The organism is Salinibacter sp. 10B, from assembly GCF_002954405.1.
In the GTDB taxonomy this organism is placed as follows: domain Bacteria; phylum Bacteroidota; class Rhodothermia; order Rhodothermales; family Salinibacteraceae; genus Salinibacter.
This window is the reverse complement of the sequence record NZ_MQWC01000004.1, coordinates 555,791-571,422: the sequence shown is the minus strand read 5'-3', so window position 1 is coordinate 571,422 and position 15,632 is coordinate 555,791. Positions and strand designations below refer to the sequence as shown.

The window sequence follows — 15,632 nt, the reverse complement described above, 5'->3', positions numbered from 1 at the left end:
TTTTTGAGTAGTGGTTTCGTGCTGTGCCGTCTGATTCTGACTCTCAGGTCCCGATTTTTCTGGAGCGCATACGGTCCTTGTTTCGACCGTCCGAGGGGATGCAGCAGCGCGATGAGGATCCGCGACAGGGGATGGCCGTGGCCGTCTGCGTGCTTCTTTCCTTTGTGCTTTGGCTGTCGCTCACCTTACAGGAGCAGCGCATGGTGAGCGTCGACTTTCCGGTAGAGGTGGCCGGAGTCCCAGACGGGCAGGCGTTGGTTGAGCACCCTCCGTCCTCGGTTACCGTTCAGCTGCGCGGCACGGGAATGGATCTACTGCGACTCGTTTTTACCCCGCCCCCGATTCAGGTGCAGGCTGGGCAGGGGCGTGTAAACGTCCAGGAGACGCTGAATCTGCCTCGAACCAATGATGCCCAGATTGAGAGTGTGGCGCCGGGCGTGATCGACATCCAACTGGAGCCGCGCATTCAGCGTACGGTTCCGATTCGTCCGCGATTGAGCGTGCAGCTCGAGTCGGCGCATGAGCTTATTGAACAACCGACGGTTGAGCCCGACTCGGTTACGGTCTGGGGGGCAGAATCTGTCGTGGGAACGATTACGGACTGGCCCACAGATTCGCTGGTGATGCGGAACGTCCAGGATACGGTTCGCCGCCAGGTGGCCCTTCGAGATTCACTGTCTCCGCTGGTTGAGAAGAGTGCCGAACAGGTGACCGTGACGGCGCGGGCGGGGAAGTTTGCGGAAGAAACCCGTGAGGTCACCGTTGAGGTAACGGGCGTTCCGGCCGGGCAGGATCTCGTGACCCTACAGCCTTCGACCATCCGTATTCGCTACCGGGTGCTGTTCCGGCAGTTGTTCGCGTCTCGTCGCTCCTCCGAGTTTTTTGCGACAGTCTCGTACAGCCAGATTCGGTCGGATACCACCGGATACGTGCGTCCCAACATCCACGTCCCTTCCGATCTTGTCATCCGCGATCCGGAGCCCATCCCGTCTCGTCTACAGTACTATACATTCCTGTCTAGCGACTGACTGGGCGTGTGCTTGGCGCGAGCAGCAACGCACTTGCCATGGGCGGAGAGAGTCCGGAGCGTAGGGGGGGAAGGGAGTTTCCAGTCTGATTGTCCCGAAGGAGGGGGCATCACGCTGAAATTGCCCTGGAGTAGAGGGGGGAGAATGTGAACTGGTTTGTCCGCATGCCTGCCTGTCTATGCTGAATCTTGCTTTGGCGGTGGTCTGTAGTGTGGCCATCGGCGCCATTTTCAAGCACACCGGTGCTACGGATGTCGATCGAACGGCACTACTCACTGTCAACTACGCAGCGGCCGTGGGGGTAGCAGGCCTATTGATGTGGGCAGGGGGGCGCTCCACCGACGCGGGGTTGGTCTTGTCGCCAGGGCTGCTTGCTCTGGGGGGAAGTGTGGGGGTACTTCTTATTGCCGGCTTCTTTCTGCTCTCGTACGCGACAGAGGTGGCGGGCATGTCGCTCGCAGTTGGGGTGATGCGGGTCTCGGCCGTCATTCCATTTCTTGCCTCCTGGTGGGTGTGGCATGAGGTCCCTTCTGTTGCGCAGGGAGGAGGCATGGGGTTGGCGGCCTGCGCGTTTTTTCTGCTTGCCCAGAAACAGCGGCAGGCCGAACCGGTGCCTGCCGGCGGGGCGGACGTAGCTCGGGACCCGCCGGTCGGTTCTGCACTAGGGCGGGTCGACTGGTATGCTTTTGGAGTACTGGCGCTCACCTTTATTGGAGGGGGGAGCGTGGACCTTTCCATGAAGGCCTTCGAGGAGCATTTTGGGGCCGCCAACAGCCAGGTTCTCTTTTTACTTTTGGTGTTTGGAATGGCGTTTCTGATTGGGGGAGGCATCGTAGGCGCCCGGATTCTACGGGGGCAACCGTGGCCGTCTCTTCGGACCGTTGGGTGGGGCGTTGTGCTTGGGGTTGCCAACTACGGCTCGCTGGAATTCTTGCTGCGCGCCGTTGCGGAGCTGCCCGGGCCGTTCGTATTTCCGGCCAACAATATTGCCATCATGGTGTTATCGGCGGGGATTGGGGTGTTTGGATGGAGGGAACAGCTCACGGCAAAAAACAAGATCGGTATGGGCTGTGCGGTCGTCGCACTGGTGCTTTTGAGGCTCTGACGGATTTTTCACAGACGCAGGTGCTTAAGCCATGAATCGTCGCACGTCGCTCGGGCTCGGCATTCTCATCGGGCTCCTGATCGCCGCCGGGGTGGGCCTGTGGTGGTCGCAGGAACCGTCCGAGGAGCAGGTGCGGCGAACCGTGATCACGACGGTACAGGAAGAAGCGCCGGCGTCTTTTCTCGTCACCGGCACGCTCGACATCAGCGTCCGTGTTCGTCTCGATTCCTCTGAGTATCTGACGCCCGATTGGATGACTCACGTGCTGTCGTATGCCCAGCCGGCCGCCCTTCCGCTTCTGCAGGGCACCTCGCGTACCGACATACAGGTGCCGGGGCGAGTCTCTTACGGATTCAACGTGCAGGCCCTCTCGCCCCGTATGATCGCGATTGAAGAGGGCAATGTCGTGGTCGTGGACCTGCCGGCGTTGTCGGTGCACAGTGTTGAGCCGGATCTGGCGCGTCTTCGCGTTCGCAGTCAAACCCAGGGATGGATGCGGGTTTTCCCCTCGGATGTATACGAGGAGGTGCGGACGAAAGCCCTGGGACGTGTGCAGGAAGCATTTCGAACGCAGGCTCAGCGCCATCTTGCGTCTGCCACACAGCCGAGCGTGAATACGGCACGGGCCCTAAAGGCGATGCTCACTCCGCCCCTGAAGGCAACGGGGCTAGAGGCGCCTCAATTTCGGATCTGGGTGGGGGACCGACTCTCGCTGGTGCCGAAAGAGAACGATGGACAAAACTTTCAGAACTGATTGAAACTGCTTTCCGGGTCCCGTGTACGTTCACCAAACTATTGTGGCCTGTCGAGTAGAGGCGGACCAGAACGGCTCAGTGAGACGCTAAGTATGGCCGTGACGAGAGGCTCGTACTACGCACCGTTGATGATCGCAGTCCAAAGTGGCAATGTCCGGTGACGAGGAGTCACATGCTTCTTCCAGTACCGACGCCTCGGCGTACGTCGCGACCCCGTACGGATTGATGTCGGCGGCGGGGCGCTGGTACCACATCCCGGAAGAGGGGATACGGGAATACGCCGGAGGGGTGCTCGACCACGTCTCGCTCGATCAGTTGATTCGCTGGGCCGATGCCTGGATGGATTCGCCCTGTACCGTAACTCTATGGGCACTTCCCCTGTTGTTGTGGGCCGTTCCGCTTGAGTGGGCGGTGCTTGCTGCCGTGGGCGTGTATTGTGGGTGGACACTGGCCAGTCCCTCGTTTCCGGGCGTAGGGGGCGTACGGGTCGTATCGGTTCTCCGCAACGTGTATTTGCAGGGGGGGTACTACGTGGCGACTCTCAGCTTCCTGGCGACGGCCGAGCAGCTGGCAGCCGTGGGCGTAGGCCTGACGGCGTTTGTGCTCTTCCGGTGGGGCATTGTGGGATGGACCATGCGAGCGGCCCTCCGATCTGTACGCCGTCGCTTGTATCCGCTCCCGGTCGCCGATCAGGTTCTTCGGGGCCTTATCGTGCGTGCTGCGCTCAAATACCGAGTGTCGGTTCCGCAGGTCGACGCCATGACCAGTGACATTCTGGACAACTGGGGCGCACAGTCGGAGTCGTCCAGCGACTCCGAAGAGCACCCCGCGTCGTAGCGGACCATTTTCTATTGTTTAGTTTTTGCCCTATGCCCAATCTGGATTCGCCGTTCGTGCACGACCGCAATGCCGATTCACCGTCCGAACACCTTGCAGACCGTATCCGGGCGGCCTGCGCGGACCGGTCAAACGGGGCGGAGCGGACAGTGCAGGTACAGGTGCCGGTGACCGATAACGCGAATCTTCTGGAATGGCTTCGGGGACGGGAGAACGAGGAGCAGGTGTTTTGGGCGCCCCGGAGTCCAGAAACGACGTCGTTTTCCCCCTCCGGAAACGGACATTCTGAGGCCAAAACGTCGGCGTCCCGCCCCGCGGTTGCGGCGACCGGTACGGCCGACGTGCTTACTGGCACCCGGCAGCCGATGGAGTACGACCGCCTCCAGCGAGCGCTCAACGACCGATTTCGCACGGCGGCGGCCCCGGTCCGCTACTATGGCGGGCTCCGGTTCGATGCACCGCAGTCTCGCACTACCGAGAATCCGGAGTGTCCCTGGAGGCCCTTCGGCACCTATCGATTCGTCTTGCCCCGATTTGAGCTTCGTCGGGCCCCCGACGGCGTGTCGCTGGCGTGTAATCTCGTTTTTCCACGGGACGCTGGTCGGGCAGAGACGCTTATCGAACAGGCCCGGGTCTTGTCGATCCCCACACGGGAGGCCTCGCCCTCGCTCCCCAAGCCGCTCGGGCGAACGGATGCACCGGAAAAAGAGGAATGGACCCGCATGGTGCAATGGGCTCTTTCTGCCATTTCAGACCATGCACTCGACAAGGTCGTATTGGCTCGGAAGGTGGCGTTGGAGCTCGAGAGGACGCTCACCCCACTTGATGTGCTACAGCATCTTAAGGCGGCAACGCCCGGCTGCTTTCATTTTGCTCTCTCTCCGGCGGGCGGTCCCGCATTCTTAGGAGCGTCCCCGGAACGCCTGTTCCGGCAGGAGGGACGACAGGTGGTAAGCGAGGCCGTGGCCGGTACCGGCGAGCGGGGCGACACGCCGAGTGCCGACGCTGCCCTCTGGGAGGAGTTGCTAAACAGTCCGAAGGAGCGCCGCGAACACGCTTTCGTGCAGAATGCCATTCGCAACGTGTTGGATCGCCTCTGTTCGTCGGTCGAAGTGCCGGATACGCCCTCAGAGTTGCGGCTTGCACGGGGACGCCATCTCCACGCTCGTTTGTCGGGCAGGCTGCGGGCGGAGGTAGCGACGACGGATCTTCTCGATCGTCTTCACCCGACGCCGGCGGTCGGGGGGGTGCCGACCGACCAGGCGCTTACGGCGATTCGGACGCAGGAGCCGTTTGACCGGGGCTGGTACGCCGGACCAGTGGGGTGGGTTGGACCCGAGGCTGCTGAGTTTGCCGTGGCGATTCGGTCCGGCCTTGCGGAGGAGGAGAAGCTTACGCTGTATTCAGGGGCAGGCATCGTGGAGGGATCGGTGCCGGCACGGGAATGGGAAGAGATCGAGCAGAAGATCGGTGACTTTGCGGCTGTGATGGGATTGGGCGCACGCGTAAAGGATCCCAGCCGGTGATGGCGTCCGCATCTGCCCCGTACGGGGGACCGGTCAGCCCTCGTCAGGTATGCTCCGGTTACGAATATGGCGTTTTTCGAAAGCGTCGTCTCCTTCCGCCAGTCCGCGTTCTCTCGTTAAGATGCACACTGAGCAGTGACCGAATCCGAACGAGTCGTCATACACGGTCACTGAGTTTCGATGATGGCTTACGATCCGCTCGACGCCCCAAATGTCACGTATCTCTGGACCCAACTTCTTATAGAGGAGCTGGTCCGAAACGGGGTCGACACGTTTTTTGTGGCCCCCGGCTCCCGGTCAACACCCCTTACCGTATCCGCAGTTCGGCATCCTGAGGCCCGCGTCGTTTTGCACGTAGATGAGCGAGGGACGGCGTTTGCGACGCTTGGGTACGGCCGGGCCACCCAGCGGCCGGCGGCGTGGATTACCACCTCCGGAACGGCCGTGGCAAACGGGCAGCCGGCAGTGGTGGAGGCGTCTGTCGATGGCGTGCCGATGCTGCTCCTTACGGCTGATCGGCCGCCGGAGCTGCGGGACACCGGGGCCAATCAGACGATCGATCAGGTGAAGATCTTTGGCGACTACGTGCGCTGGCAGGTCGACGTACCGCCGCCGTCTGTGGAGGTGGATCCGGCGTACGTGCTGACAACCACCAATCAAGCTGTACATCAGTCGCGTCGGGTGCCGGCCGGACCCGTTCACCTGAACTGCGGGTTCCGAAAACCCCTGGAGCCCGTCGAATCGGATCGGTCAATTGAAGTGCCTGATCCGGTGGCCGACTGGGCCCGCGAGGAGACGCCATTTACGACGTATCCGACCCCTGTACCGTCCGCGTCTGCCCCCGACGTGGACGCGGTGGCATCGGCCGTAGAGGGGGGGCTTGACGGGCTTGTCGTAGCCGGGCGTTTGGACCGAGAGGCTGACGTGAAGGCAACTCGTCGCCTCGCCGCGCGTCTGGGATGGCCGCTTCTCCCCGATATTACGTCTCGCCTTCGTCTGGGACCTGAATCGCGTGCTGATCGCTGTGCCTTTGGGGATCTGATTCTTACATCGGACGACTTTCAGAAGACCCAGCGTCCCGAGGCAGTGGTACAGGTGGGAGGGCGGTTTACATCGAAGCGGCTTCGTCTCTTTCTTCGCGATGCCAATCCGGACGTGTGGGCAGTCGTGCGCCCCGATCCCTCGCGCATTGATCCGGATCATCGGGGCACGCACCACGTGGAGGCCGACGTGGCCTCGTTCGTAGAACAGTTGCTGGCACGGGTAGGGGCGGTTCCCGAACCCTCTCACTGGCAGATGGCCTGGGAGCGAGCCAACACACGGGCGGCGGCGGTGGTGGAGGAGCACGCCCAGTCCGAGGCCCTGACGGAGCCGTCCGTCGCGACACTGCTTTCCCGGCAGGTGCCGTCCGATCACGCACTCATGGCGGCCAGCAGCATGCCCGTCCGCGATTTGAACCGACATGCCTCTACCGCTGGGTCGGCCGTGCCGGTGTACGCCAATCGGGGGGCGAGTGGGATTGACGGGACGGTTGCCACGGCGGCGGGCCTGGCCGAGGCCCAAAAGGGGGGCGTCACGTTGCTGATTGGCGACCTGGCGTTGTGGCACGATCTCAACAGTTTGGCCCTGCTTCAAGACCGGCCGGTAGTGGTGGTTGTTCTGAACAACAATGGGGGCGGAATTTTTCATTTCCTACCCATTCAGGAATACGACGATGTGTTTGATCCCCACTTTACGACGCCTCAGCACCGGGACTTCGAAGCTGTAGCAGAGACGTTTACCCTTGCGTACCATCGACCGGATTCGCGTTCGGCCTTCATCGAGGCCTATCGACACGCCTGTGATGCTGGCGAGCCGACGATTCTCGAAGTCAAAACTGAACGAGAGAGCAATCGGCAGATTCACGAGCAGATTGAGAAGGCGGTTGCGGATGTCGTGGGTGGGGGGACAGGTGTCGACGACGCTTGCTAACCGGATTCCTTTTGTTGGGCTGTTGGAAGCCTGTGATGCGGCCCGATGGCGGCGCTCAGAATGCGTTGTGCAATGTGTCGATGACATGTGCATCTCCCTCCACCGAGAAAAAGGCACCACCGTCGCTCCTGCCATTTTCTTGGAAGGAACTTACTTCTGAAGCGCTGCACATACTTTACACTATAGCACAAGCCGTTCTCAGAACCTGTTTTCATCAACGTCCGTCTCCGGATCCGATGCCGATGGGACCGTAGACCGGAAGGAAATCGGAGCGTATACGACTGCCTCCCCGGCGGGGAGGAGCGGGTCCGCAGTCGGTGCGTCTTGCCGGACTCACAGCGTACGTAATCAAAACAGCTTCTCAGTTTCGACGATCGAGAGCGCTGTATTGAAAATGCGGCGCGGCTCGGCAGTATTACGGCCATCGGGGGACTTCCCTCCATTTTTTGCACGGACCTCAGCCGGCTGCGTGCTGTGGAAGACAGTCGCATCTGGCCTCACGCGAGACGTTTTTGTAGAAAACCTGTTCACTTGACGGTACTTCGAACATGTGGGAGTCACTTCGAGTCTGGATTCTGGCTGCTCGTCCCAAGACGCTGGCGGCTTCATTGGCGCCAGTCCTTGTGGGAACGGCGATGGCGATAGAAGCCGGAGGCGGGCATTGGCTGGCCGCGAGTCTCACGGTGTGCAGTGCCGCTCTCATTCAGATTGGCGTCAACTACCATAACGACTACACCGACTATTTGCAGGGCGCCGATACGGAGGACCGAACGGGACCGATGCGCGTGACGCAGGCCGGACTTGCGACCCCGGAGGCGATGCGACGCGCCACCGTGGCGGTTTTTGTCGCCGCCGTTGCGGCCGGGGGGTATCTCATTTATCGGGGAGGACTCCCCATTCTCATCATTGGAATGGCCTCGATCGGGACGGCCTTTTGGTATACAGCCGGGCCGTACTCCCTTGCTGCGCTTGGGCTGGCCGACCTTGCCGTCTTCGTCTTTTTTGGGCCTGTGGCGGTAGCAGGAACCTACTACGTGCAAGTTCTCTCGTGCTCGCCCGAGGTGATTGTTGCCGGGGCTGGTCCGGGCCTCTTTTCGGTCGGCATCCTGCTGGTAAACAATGTACGGGATGCGCCTAATGATCGCGAAGCAGGAAAACGGACCCTCGTTGTGCGACTCGGCCGCGGGGTTGGGCGGATATTGTACGGGGGATGTCTTCTCGGCGCCGTTCTCCTGCCGGTTGGGTTGTCGGTCTGGACGGGGGGACACTGGTGGAGTCTGTTGACCCTCGGCCTCATTCCGTTTGCGGTGGGGGCGGCCCGGACGATGCTACGGGCCACGGATCCGGACGCTCTGAATGCGCTACTGGCGACGACCGGACAACTTCTGGCCCTCTGGGCCGTGCTGTTTTCTCTTGGGTGGAATCTTTAACAACCGCTCCCACGTCCTTGGCACAATGACGACCATAGCTACTGCGGATTGCTTTCGGTATGCACTGCCGCTGAGGACTCCTCTCGCGTTGGGGCCCCGCACGCTGCACGAGCGGCGGGGCCTGTTACTGCGCCTGGAGAGCGCGGACGGAGCGGTCGGGTGGGGAGAAGCGGCTCCACTGCCCGGCTTCAGTACGGAGACGCTGGACGAGGCGACGCACCACCTTCGTCGACGGGCTGAAGAACTTTCCGGGGTGGAGTTGATGGATTCGGTGATTGACGACGTGCTTCGCCGACAGGCGGGAGATGCAGAGCCGCCCTCTGTTCAGTTTGCGGTGACGAGCGCGATTGCTGAGTTGTGGGCGGATCAGCAGGACACAACAGTTTCGGCAGCGCTGGGTGGGGGCCCACAGTCGGTCCCGATCAATGCATTGATCGCCGATGATGAGTCGACCCTCTCCGAGGTCGCCGAGCAGTATCAAGCGGCCGGATTTCAGGCGGTAAAACTAAAGGTGGGACGGCATTCTATTGAGAAGGATGCAGCCCGTGTGCGGGCGCTTTCAGAGGTCCTTGGAGAAGCGATTTCGTTGCGCTTGGACGCCAATCGGGCCTGGACCTACGAGCAGGCGGTGGCCTTTGCGGAGCGCATCGAGGACGTACCGGTGGAGTATATCGAAGAGCCGCTGGAACAGGCAGATCGGCTTTCGGCGTTCGTAGATGCGACGGGGATGCCAGTGGCGATTGACGAAACCACGCGGGAGGGAGGACCGGGGATGCTCGACGAACTGGAGGAGGTTGCTGCCGTCGTCCTCAAGCCCATGCTGCTGGGGGGGATCCGCCTTGTGCGACGCTGGAGTATTCATGCCCTGAATGCCGGCGCCACCCCGGTCTTCAGTGCCGCGTATGAGTCGGGGGTAGGCACGCGCATGCTAGTAGCGTTAGCGGCCGTCTTTTCGGAGGTCCCTGCAGGATTGTCCACGTACTCCCGATTGGAAACGGATGTGCTCTCCCCCCGTCTGTCGATGGATACGGCAGAGGTCTCGGTCGAGGCGGGATTTGCGTCGACGGTCATGAGTACACGTCTTCAGCCAATAGAGGCAGTTGAATAGCAGCTTCCTTCAGTCGGCTGGGAGTATTGTACGATCACCGTTCGATTGGGTAGGCTTTGGGATTGAGAGAGTTGGAGGAGGGGGTATTTTCTTGAAAAGGGGATGCATCCAGGACACTACGGGTACTTTGCGCTATAGATCAAGTCCTACTGAGAACGCGTGATGCTATTTTTCAATGACACGTGACTTCTCCTCCAATTGACAGAAATGGTCCCCCGTCACTTCAGGTCATCTAGCTGGCCTAGTGCAACGAAAGAGGCTGTTTGTTTCCTGTGAGGAGCTACTTGACAGTGTGCCGCACGTACTTTGCACTATAGCACAAACCGTACTGAGATGATTCCGGTTTTTCGGCATGCCCAGGCACATCCCGATGTGCCCGCCCTTTTGACATCGAAGAAGCGGTGGACCTACGGCGGTCTTGGTTCCGTTATTGCAAAAACAATTCCCCAACTATCGACCCACAACATTGAGAAGGGGACCCGAGTCGGTCTCCGGCTTCCGAACAAAACGTCTATGATCGTTCTGCTGTGGTCGTTGTGGCAGAAAGGAGCGGTTGCCGTGCCAATCAGCACCCGCGTGCCGGCCGAAGCAGCCGTACAACGAGCGCAACAGGTGGGGTGCTCCGTCCTCATTACGTCAGGGGACCAGATTGACGCCGGCTCGTCCGATCTTGCTGTGTTCTCCCCGGAGGCGTTCGTGCAGAGGGAGGGAGCGCAGCAGGCGACGACCCCGGCTCGGGAGGGGTCCGACGATCGGCCTGCCACCATTCTCTTTACGTCTGGCAGTACCGGGAAGCCGAAAGCAGCCCTTCACACCTGGGCCAATCACCGGTTCAGTGCAAAGGGATCGAACGCAAATTTGCCAGTGCGGCGAGGCGACCGCTGGCTGCTGTCACTTCCGCTGTACCATGTCGGTGGTCTGGCCATTCTTATCCGCTGTGCCCTCGCCGGAGGGGCCGTCGCTCTTCCACGAGACGAACCACCGCTGCACGAGTCGCTTCGAGCAATGGAGGCGACACACGTTTCGCTGGTGGCGACTCAGCTCCGCCGCATACTAGAGGCTACGAGGGGAGCTCCCCCGTCGTCACTTCGGGGCGTTCTGCTGGGGGGCGGTCCAATCCCCGACGCACTCCTGCGTCGGGGGCATGACCGGGGGTGGCCGCTCCTGACCAGCTACGGATGCACGGAGATGGCCTCTCAGGTGACGACCACGGCTCCGGGCGATCCACAGGCCGATCTTTTCACGGCAGGTCGCCGGTTGCCCCATCGTCGCCTTCGCATTGTCGATGAGGAAATCCAGGTGGCAGGAGCGCCCCTCTTTCAGGGCTACGTGACGGAAGACGGGATCGAGGCCCCCTTCACCGACGACGGCTGGTATCAGACGGGTGATCGGGGGCAAATCGATGCCAGTGGGCGAGTGCACGTACGTGGTCGCCTTGATCGGATGTTCGTGTCGGGGGGGGAAAACATCCAGCCGGAGGAGGTTGAATCTACTCTAGAGCGGCTCGGTGAAGTAGAGCGGGCCGTTGTGGTGCCGGTGCCGGATGAGGAGTATGGACAACGCCCGGTTGCATTTGTCCGCCTTGCGGACGGCGGGACAATTTCGGACCTTGAGGTCCAGTTGCGGCGGTCCCTTCCTGGATTCAAAATACCGGATGCATTTCATTCTCTCCCCCAATCGATCGAGACGAACGGGCTCAAAATTGACCGTTCGGCACTCCGAGAACGGGCACGCAAGTTGCGGGACTCTGGGGTAGGAAGGGGGCAGTAGCAAAAGCTCATCGTTGAATGACGGGATCGGCATCGTTGGGAACGAAAGCACCTATTCGATAGCATTGCATTTGGAAGCGCTTCCTGCTTTATGAGTACTCCACTTCCGGTTCAGCAAGTGACGCCTCTCACACGAGATCGAGTCCGGTTCATGCCGCTGCGCATGGACAATATCCACACCCACTTTCGGTGGAATAATGATGCGGAGCTCAACCGCCTCGACAGTGAATTGCCGTATGAAGAGGAGTCCTTTGGGACGTTCAAGGCGCGGTTCGAGCGCCTCTGCACAGAGTCCTCCCGCAGCCACCGCCACTTCGAGATTCACGACCGGGTGGAAGAGGAGTTGATCGGGGTGGCGTACGCGACCCAAATCAGTGAGCACAATCGCCATGCCCTGGTGGGCATCACGATTGGGGAACGGGCGTACTGGGGGCAGGGGTACGGCAAGGAGTCTCTTCGCCTCCTTCTGGAATACTGCTTTGAAGCCCTAGAGCTTCACCGCGTAAGTGCGGAGACGTTTGAGTACAACACGACGTGGCGCGATTTGGTGAAGGGACTGGGCTTTCAGAAAGAGGGGACTGCTCGCGATTACCTGTATCGTGATGAGGAGTATTGGGACAAAGAGCTTTTCGGCCTTCTGGAGCACGAATACGAGAGTCGTTTTGACTCCACCTCCGAGGGACGATCCCGAGAAGCCACGGTGTAGAGGGGACTATTTCGCTCGCTGGAGCCACACGACGAGGAGATCGTCTTGAAACGAGTCTTCGCTGCTGTGCTCAAGGGCGGTCTCATGGAGAGTATCGATGGGATTGGCACTTCCGTATGCGGTGGCCGTTGCCTCCAGGACGCCATCTTCCCCCAGCATGTTGCCGTTCGTGGTCGGGAGTTCCATGAGGCCGTCGGTATAAGCCACGAGGGCCGTATTGGGAGCGAGGCTAAGGGTCGCATCCGAAAAAGAGGCATCGGCTTCGAGTCCGAGAATCAGGTCGCTATGCTCCACGATCTCGGGGCCGTTCTCAGTAAGCAGCACGGGTCGGCAGTGGCCCGCATTGGCGTAGGTGACCGTGTGGGCCGCTGGATCCCAGTGCATGAGGAGGAAGGAGGCGAACGTATCTTCCAGGACCTCGTCCTCCAGAAGCATATCGTTGATGTGCTCCATGACCGCGGCAGGGGAAGAGGACTCCTGAAGAAGCGTGTGGAGGGTGCCGCGTACGTAGCTGAGAAAGCTGTAGGCGTAAAACTTTGCCCGAAGGCCTTTGCCCATCACGTCCCCGATCGTTAAGAAGTAAGTTCCCTCGTCCGTTTCGCTCCAGTCGAAGAGATCCCCGCCGCCTTGCTCGTGGGCCTCGGAGTGAAAGTAGAATTCGTAGCCTTCGACAGACGGGACGTTATCAGGGAGAAGGCGGTTGGAAAAGTCTCGTCCGATTTCGGCGTCGAGCTGCGTTTGAAACATCTCCACCCGCTCCAGGAGGCGTTCGACCCGGGACAGGAGCTGCTCCATGTCGAACGGCTTTGTAATGTAATCGTCGACCCCAGTGCGCGCCCCTTCCTGACGGGCCGGTTCATCCGCCCGCGCCGTCAGGAAAATAAACGGAATCACGCGCGTGTTTTTGTCGGCCTGGAGCGCCGATTGAAGGGCAAACCCATCCATCTTCGGCATCATGATGTCCGAGATGATGAGGTCGGGGATTCGATCGTCGATTTCCTGCAGAGCCTCTTCCCCGTTCGTGGCCGTAAAGACCTCATAGTGCTTGCCGAGGCGGTATTTCAACAGCTCTCGGACGGTGCTGTCGTCCTCGACGATTAAAATAGCATGCTCAGCCATGGATCGTGGTCGGCAGGAATGGAGAACTCAAAGCGATAGTACCCCGAGTCTGTAGGGAGGTAGGAAACGGTGTCCGTGCAGGCGTTGATGATTCGGAGGCCCATCCCGCGTTCCGGGAGTTCGTCCATCACCTCATCCCGGGAGGGCAGTCGCTCGTCGAAGTCAAAGCCCGTCGAGTTATCGATAACAGCACAAGCGACGTGCCGGTTTTCGGTCTTAAGGCGAATTTCGATAGCGGGGGTGCGGTGCCCAAAATCCCCGTGTTGTAGGAGATTTGCGATCCATTCATGCAGTACGAGTTGGGTATAGCGGAGGGTCTCACTGGACGGAGAGGACGAGGGAGCCTGCTCGTTATACCACTCTTTCAGCACTGAGCGTACCTCGTCCAGTGCGCGGTCCAGGTCGGTATATTCTTTTGCAAGCGTACTCATGACATGGGGGGATCCGGCAGGGGGGGACCTACGGAAAAAGGGACCTCACGCTAGAGCCTCTTTGGCGGCCTGGACCGACGGGAACTGGCGAAAAACCTTGTAGGTGCGGGTCAGTTGCACGACGACCTGGACCGGCCGAGAGACGTCTGCAAATGCCACCTTCCCGTCATCCGGGGAAATCTCGCGGTAGAGCGAAAAGATGGATCCCAGTCCCGTAGAGTCGAGCACCTCCGTCTCCGAGAAATCGAGAATGAAGTTGCGGACGCCGTCTTCGACGTGGGCTTGGAAAGTAGATTTGAAACTATCGGCGTTCCGAAAATCGAGGGCCTCGCCCATGTGGACGACGACGGTTTCGGAAGAGAGGGATTCCACGTCAAAGCTCATAGCGACGAGCGTACTATTCTGAAAGAAAGGGGCAGAGAACGGTCCGGCCGTACAGGACGGCTCGGAAGGCAGGGCAGAAGTACCGCTACGTGAGTTGAATCAACGGGACTGCTGAAGTCCCGTGGCAGAAGCGTTCGCGTGTAAAACGGGGAGGGGAGTATCTACGAAGGCTAGTGCCATTGAGTCAGCACGGGAGAACTGTCCAAACCGGGGAAGGAGGTTCCTCCTGGGGGGAAAGAGCATCTAGGCTCGTTCCTCAAGTCAATTTGGACGAATCAGAAAACGATTGAGGAGGTTCAACGCTGGCAGAATCATCGCATTCCATCGAGAAGAAGGGCTCATCGAGTGGAGAGGCCCTCCTCCCGCATCGGGGTAGAAAAGGCGACCATGTCCTTTGTCTCCTTTTCCCTAGAGTCCGAGAGCCCTACCCGGCTGGGGGACTTTTGCGAATAAAGGCACGGGAAGAAATACCTGAATGTTTAGGTTGAAAAAGAAGACCCTCAGACGGTCGTTCCCTGGAGAATACTCGAGGGAGAAGATACAATTGTACTGTCGATTCTACATCCCGGAGGGAATGTGCAGAGGGCGAAAACGACTCTCCGATTGGGATTCCAGCTCTGATCTCAACCTGGCTCACCAGAGTCTAGAGCGACGTCGGTGAAATTTCCCACACTCGGAAGTGTATCCCATGCTGATTCAATAGCACCACCCATGTTCGGTTCTGAGTATAAGCAATAGACAACACGATGGAAACCAGGGGATGGGCTTCTTTGCTCGGCACGTGTGCGCTCCTTCTCGGGGGGGTTGCGGGAGCTGGTGCGGTGAGTGGGTGTGAGTTTCGGGCGCGCACAGAGACGCCGCCGTTGTCTCCCGATTCGGCACAGGCTGGAACTCCGTCGCAGATCACCCGAGATGCCCGATTTATGTTGAGAAAGGGGGGGCAGCCACGCGCCATGATCCGTGCTGAGCACATGGAACAGTATCAGACCGCAGATAGCACCTATTCGGTCTGGCGGGGCCGCAGTGACTCTGCCCGTGTACACTCGTACGTGTTCGATGCGGCAGGAGACTCCTCAGCCACCATCATTGCTGATAGCGTCGTCTTTTTCAGTCAGGAAGGGCGCTTTGAGGCTTATGGGAACGTCCGGGTTCGCACAGATGACAACCGACGACTGGAGAGTGAGCATCTGACGTGGAACCAGATCGATCGGACGATCCGGACGCGTCGCTTCGTACACATTACTACGCCGACCGAAGAAGTCCGGGGCAATGGACTGGTTGCCGATGAGGATTTGGAGACGTACCAGATCGGCCGGTTTCAGGCTGAAGTGGAGATTGAGGACGAAGACCCATCGGAAAAGTAACTCGCGACGCGAGACTACGGAACGCCCATCCTATGTCCTTGGTGTAGGAGGGGCTCGTAGATGGTTTTTCTTGAACTGAGCCCAACCTCATCCGGCGGG

General features: G+C 60.0%; 14 protein-coding genes. 11 read left to right on the top strand and 3 right to left on the bottom strand.

Annotation, left to right across the window (positions count from 1 at the left end; translation table 11 throughout):
• Positions 1-23 precede the first annotated feature (23 nt).
• The 10 genes from BSZ35_RS02615 (at position 24) to BSZ35_RS02570 (ending at position 12,235) form a co-directional block, all read left to right on the top strand.
• Positions 24-1,028 carry a YbbR-like domain-containing protein gene (locus BSZ35_RS02615; protein WP_258096039.1) on the top strand — a complete coding sequence of 335 codons (1,005 nt, stop codon included), beginning with the start codon at positions 24-26 and terminating at the stop codon, positions 1,026-1,028.
• Positions 1,029-1,206: 178 nt separating this feature from the next.
• The gene (locus BSZ35_RS02610) at positions 1,207-2,133 is read left to right on the top strand and encodes a hypothetical protein (protein ID WP_105010999.1); all 927 of its coding nucleotides are present in this window, start codon (positions 1,207-1,209) and stop codon (positions 2,131-2,133) included.
• A 31-nt stretch (positions 2,134-2,164) separates the two neighbouring features.
• Positions 2,165-2,887, top strand: coding sequence for a DUF4230 domain-containing protein (locus tag BSZ35_RS02605; RefSeq protein WP_105010998.1), 723 nt, complete (start codon positions 2,165-2,167; stop codon positions 2,885-2,887).
• 151 nt (positions 2,888-3,038) lie between these two features.
• On the top strand, positions 3,039-3,725 hold the full coding sequence (locus BSZ35_RS02600; RefSeq protein ID WP_105010997.1) for a hypothetical protein: 687 nt from the start codon (positions 3,039-3,041) through the stop codon (positions 3,723-3,725).
• 32 nt (positions 3,726-3,757) lie between these two features.
• Positions 3,758-5,251: an isochorismate synthase gene (locus tag BSZ35_RS02595; RefSeq protein WP_105010996.1), complete on the top strand. Its 1,494-nt coding sequence runs from the start codon at positions 3,758-3,760 to the stop codon at positions 5,249-5,251.
• A 180-nt stretch (positions 5,252-5,431) separates the two neighbouring features.
• Complete coding sequence (gene menD, locus BSZ35_RS02590; protein ID WP_105010995.1) at positions 5,432-7,222, top strand: 2-succinyl-5-enolpyruvyl-6-hydroxy-3-cyclohexene-1-carboxylic-acid synthase; 1,791 nt, start codon at positions 5,432-5,434, stop codon at positions 7,220-7,222.
• A 548-nt stretch (positions 7,223-7,770) separates the two neighbouring features.
• The gene (locus BSZ35_RS02585) at positions 7,771-8,652 is read left to right on the top strand and encodes a 1,4-dihydroxy-2-naphthoate polyprenyltransferase (protein WP_105010994.1); all 882 of its coding nucleotides are present in this window, start codon (positions 7,771-7,773) and stop codon (positions 8,650-8,652) included.
• Positions 8,653-8,677: 25 nt separating this feature from the next.
• Positions 8,678-9,760 carry an o-succinylbenzoate synthase gene (menC, locus tag BSZ35_RS02580; RefSeq protein ID WP_181149155.1) on the top strand — a complete coding sequence of 361 codons (1,083 nt, stop codon included), beginning with the start codon at positions 8,678-8,680 and terminating at the stop codon, positions 9,758-9,760.
• A gap of 333 nt (positions 9,761-10,093) precedes the next feature.
• Entirely contained in the window at positions 10,094-11,530 is a 1,437-nt protein-coding gene (gene menE, locus BSZ35_RS02575) for an o-succinylbenzoate--CoA ligase (RefSeq protein WP_105010992.1), read from the top strand.
• Positions 11,531-11,620: 90 nt separating this feature from the next.
• The gene (locus BSZ35_RS02570) at positions 11,621-12,235 is read left to right on the top strand and encodes a GNAT family protein (RefSeq protein WP_105010991.1); all 615 of its coding nucleotides are present in this window, start codon (positions 11,621-11,623) and stop codon (positions 12,233-12,235) included.
• A gap of 6 nt (positions 12,236-12,241) precedes the next feature.
• On the opposite strand, the gene BSZ35_RS02565 is transcribed toward BSZ35_RS02570, so the two are convergent.
• Genes BSZ35_RS02565 through BSZ35_RS02555 form a run of 3 tightly spaced genes read right to left on the bottom strand, consistent with a single transcriptional unit; the run spans position 12,242 to position 14,169 of the window.
• Positions 12,242-13,354 (bottom strand): fused response regulator/phosphatase, encoded by a 1,113-nt coding sequence (locus tag BSZ35_RS02565; RefSeq protein WP_105010990.1) that lies wholly within the window; start codon positions 13,352-13,354, stop codon positions 12,242-12,244.
• Positions 13,333-13,785 (bottom strand): ATP-binding protein, encoded by a 453-nt coding sequence (locus tag BSZ35_RS02560; protein ID WP_105010989.1) that lies wholly within the window; start codon positions 13,783-13,785, stop codon positions 13,333-13,335. The genes BSZ35_RS02565 and BSZ35_RS02560 overlap by 22 nt, the downstream gene beginning before the upstream one ends.
• Before the next feature lie 45 nt (positions 13,786-13,830).
• Positions 13,831-14,169: an STAS domain-containing protein gene (locus BSZ35_RS02555; RefSeq protein ID WP_105010988.1), complete on the bottom strand. Its 339-nt coding sequence runs from the start codon at positions 14,167-14,169 to the stop codon at positions 13,831-13,833.
• 746 nt (positions 14,170-14,915) lie between these two features.
• On the opposite strand from BSZ35_RS02555, the gene lptC reads away from it, so the two are divergent.
• Complete coding sequence (gene lptC / locus BSZ35_RS02550; protein ID WP_105010987.1) at positions 14,916-15,533, top strand: LPS export ABC transporter periplasmic protein LptC; 618 nt, start codon at positions 14,916-14,918, stop codon at positions 15,531-15,533.
• Positions 15,534-15,632: the final 99 nt, after the last annotated feature.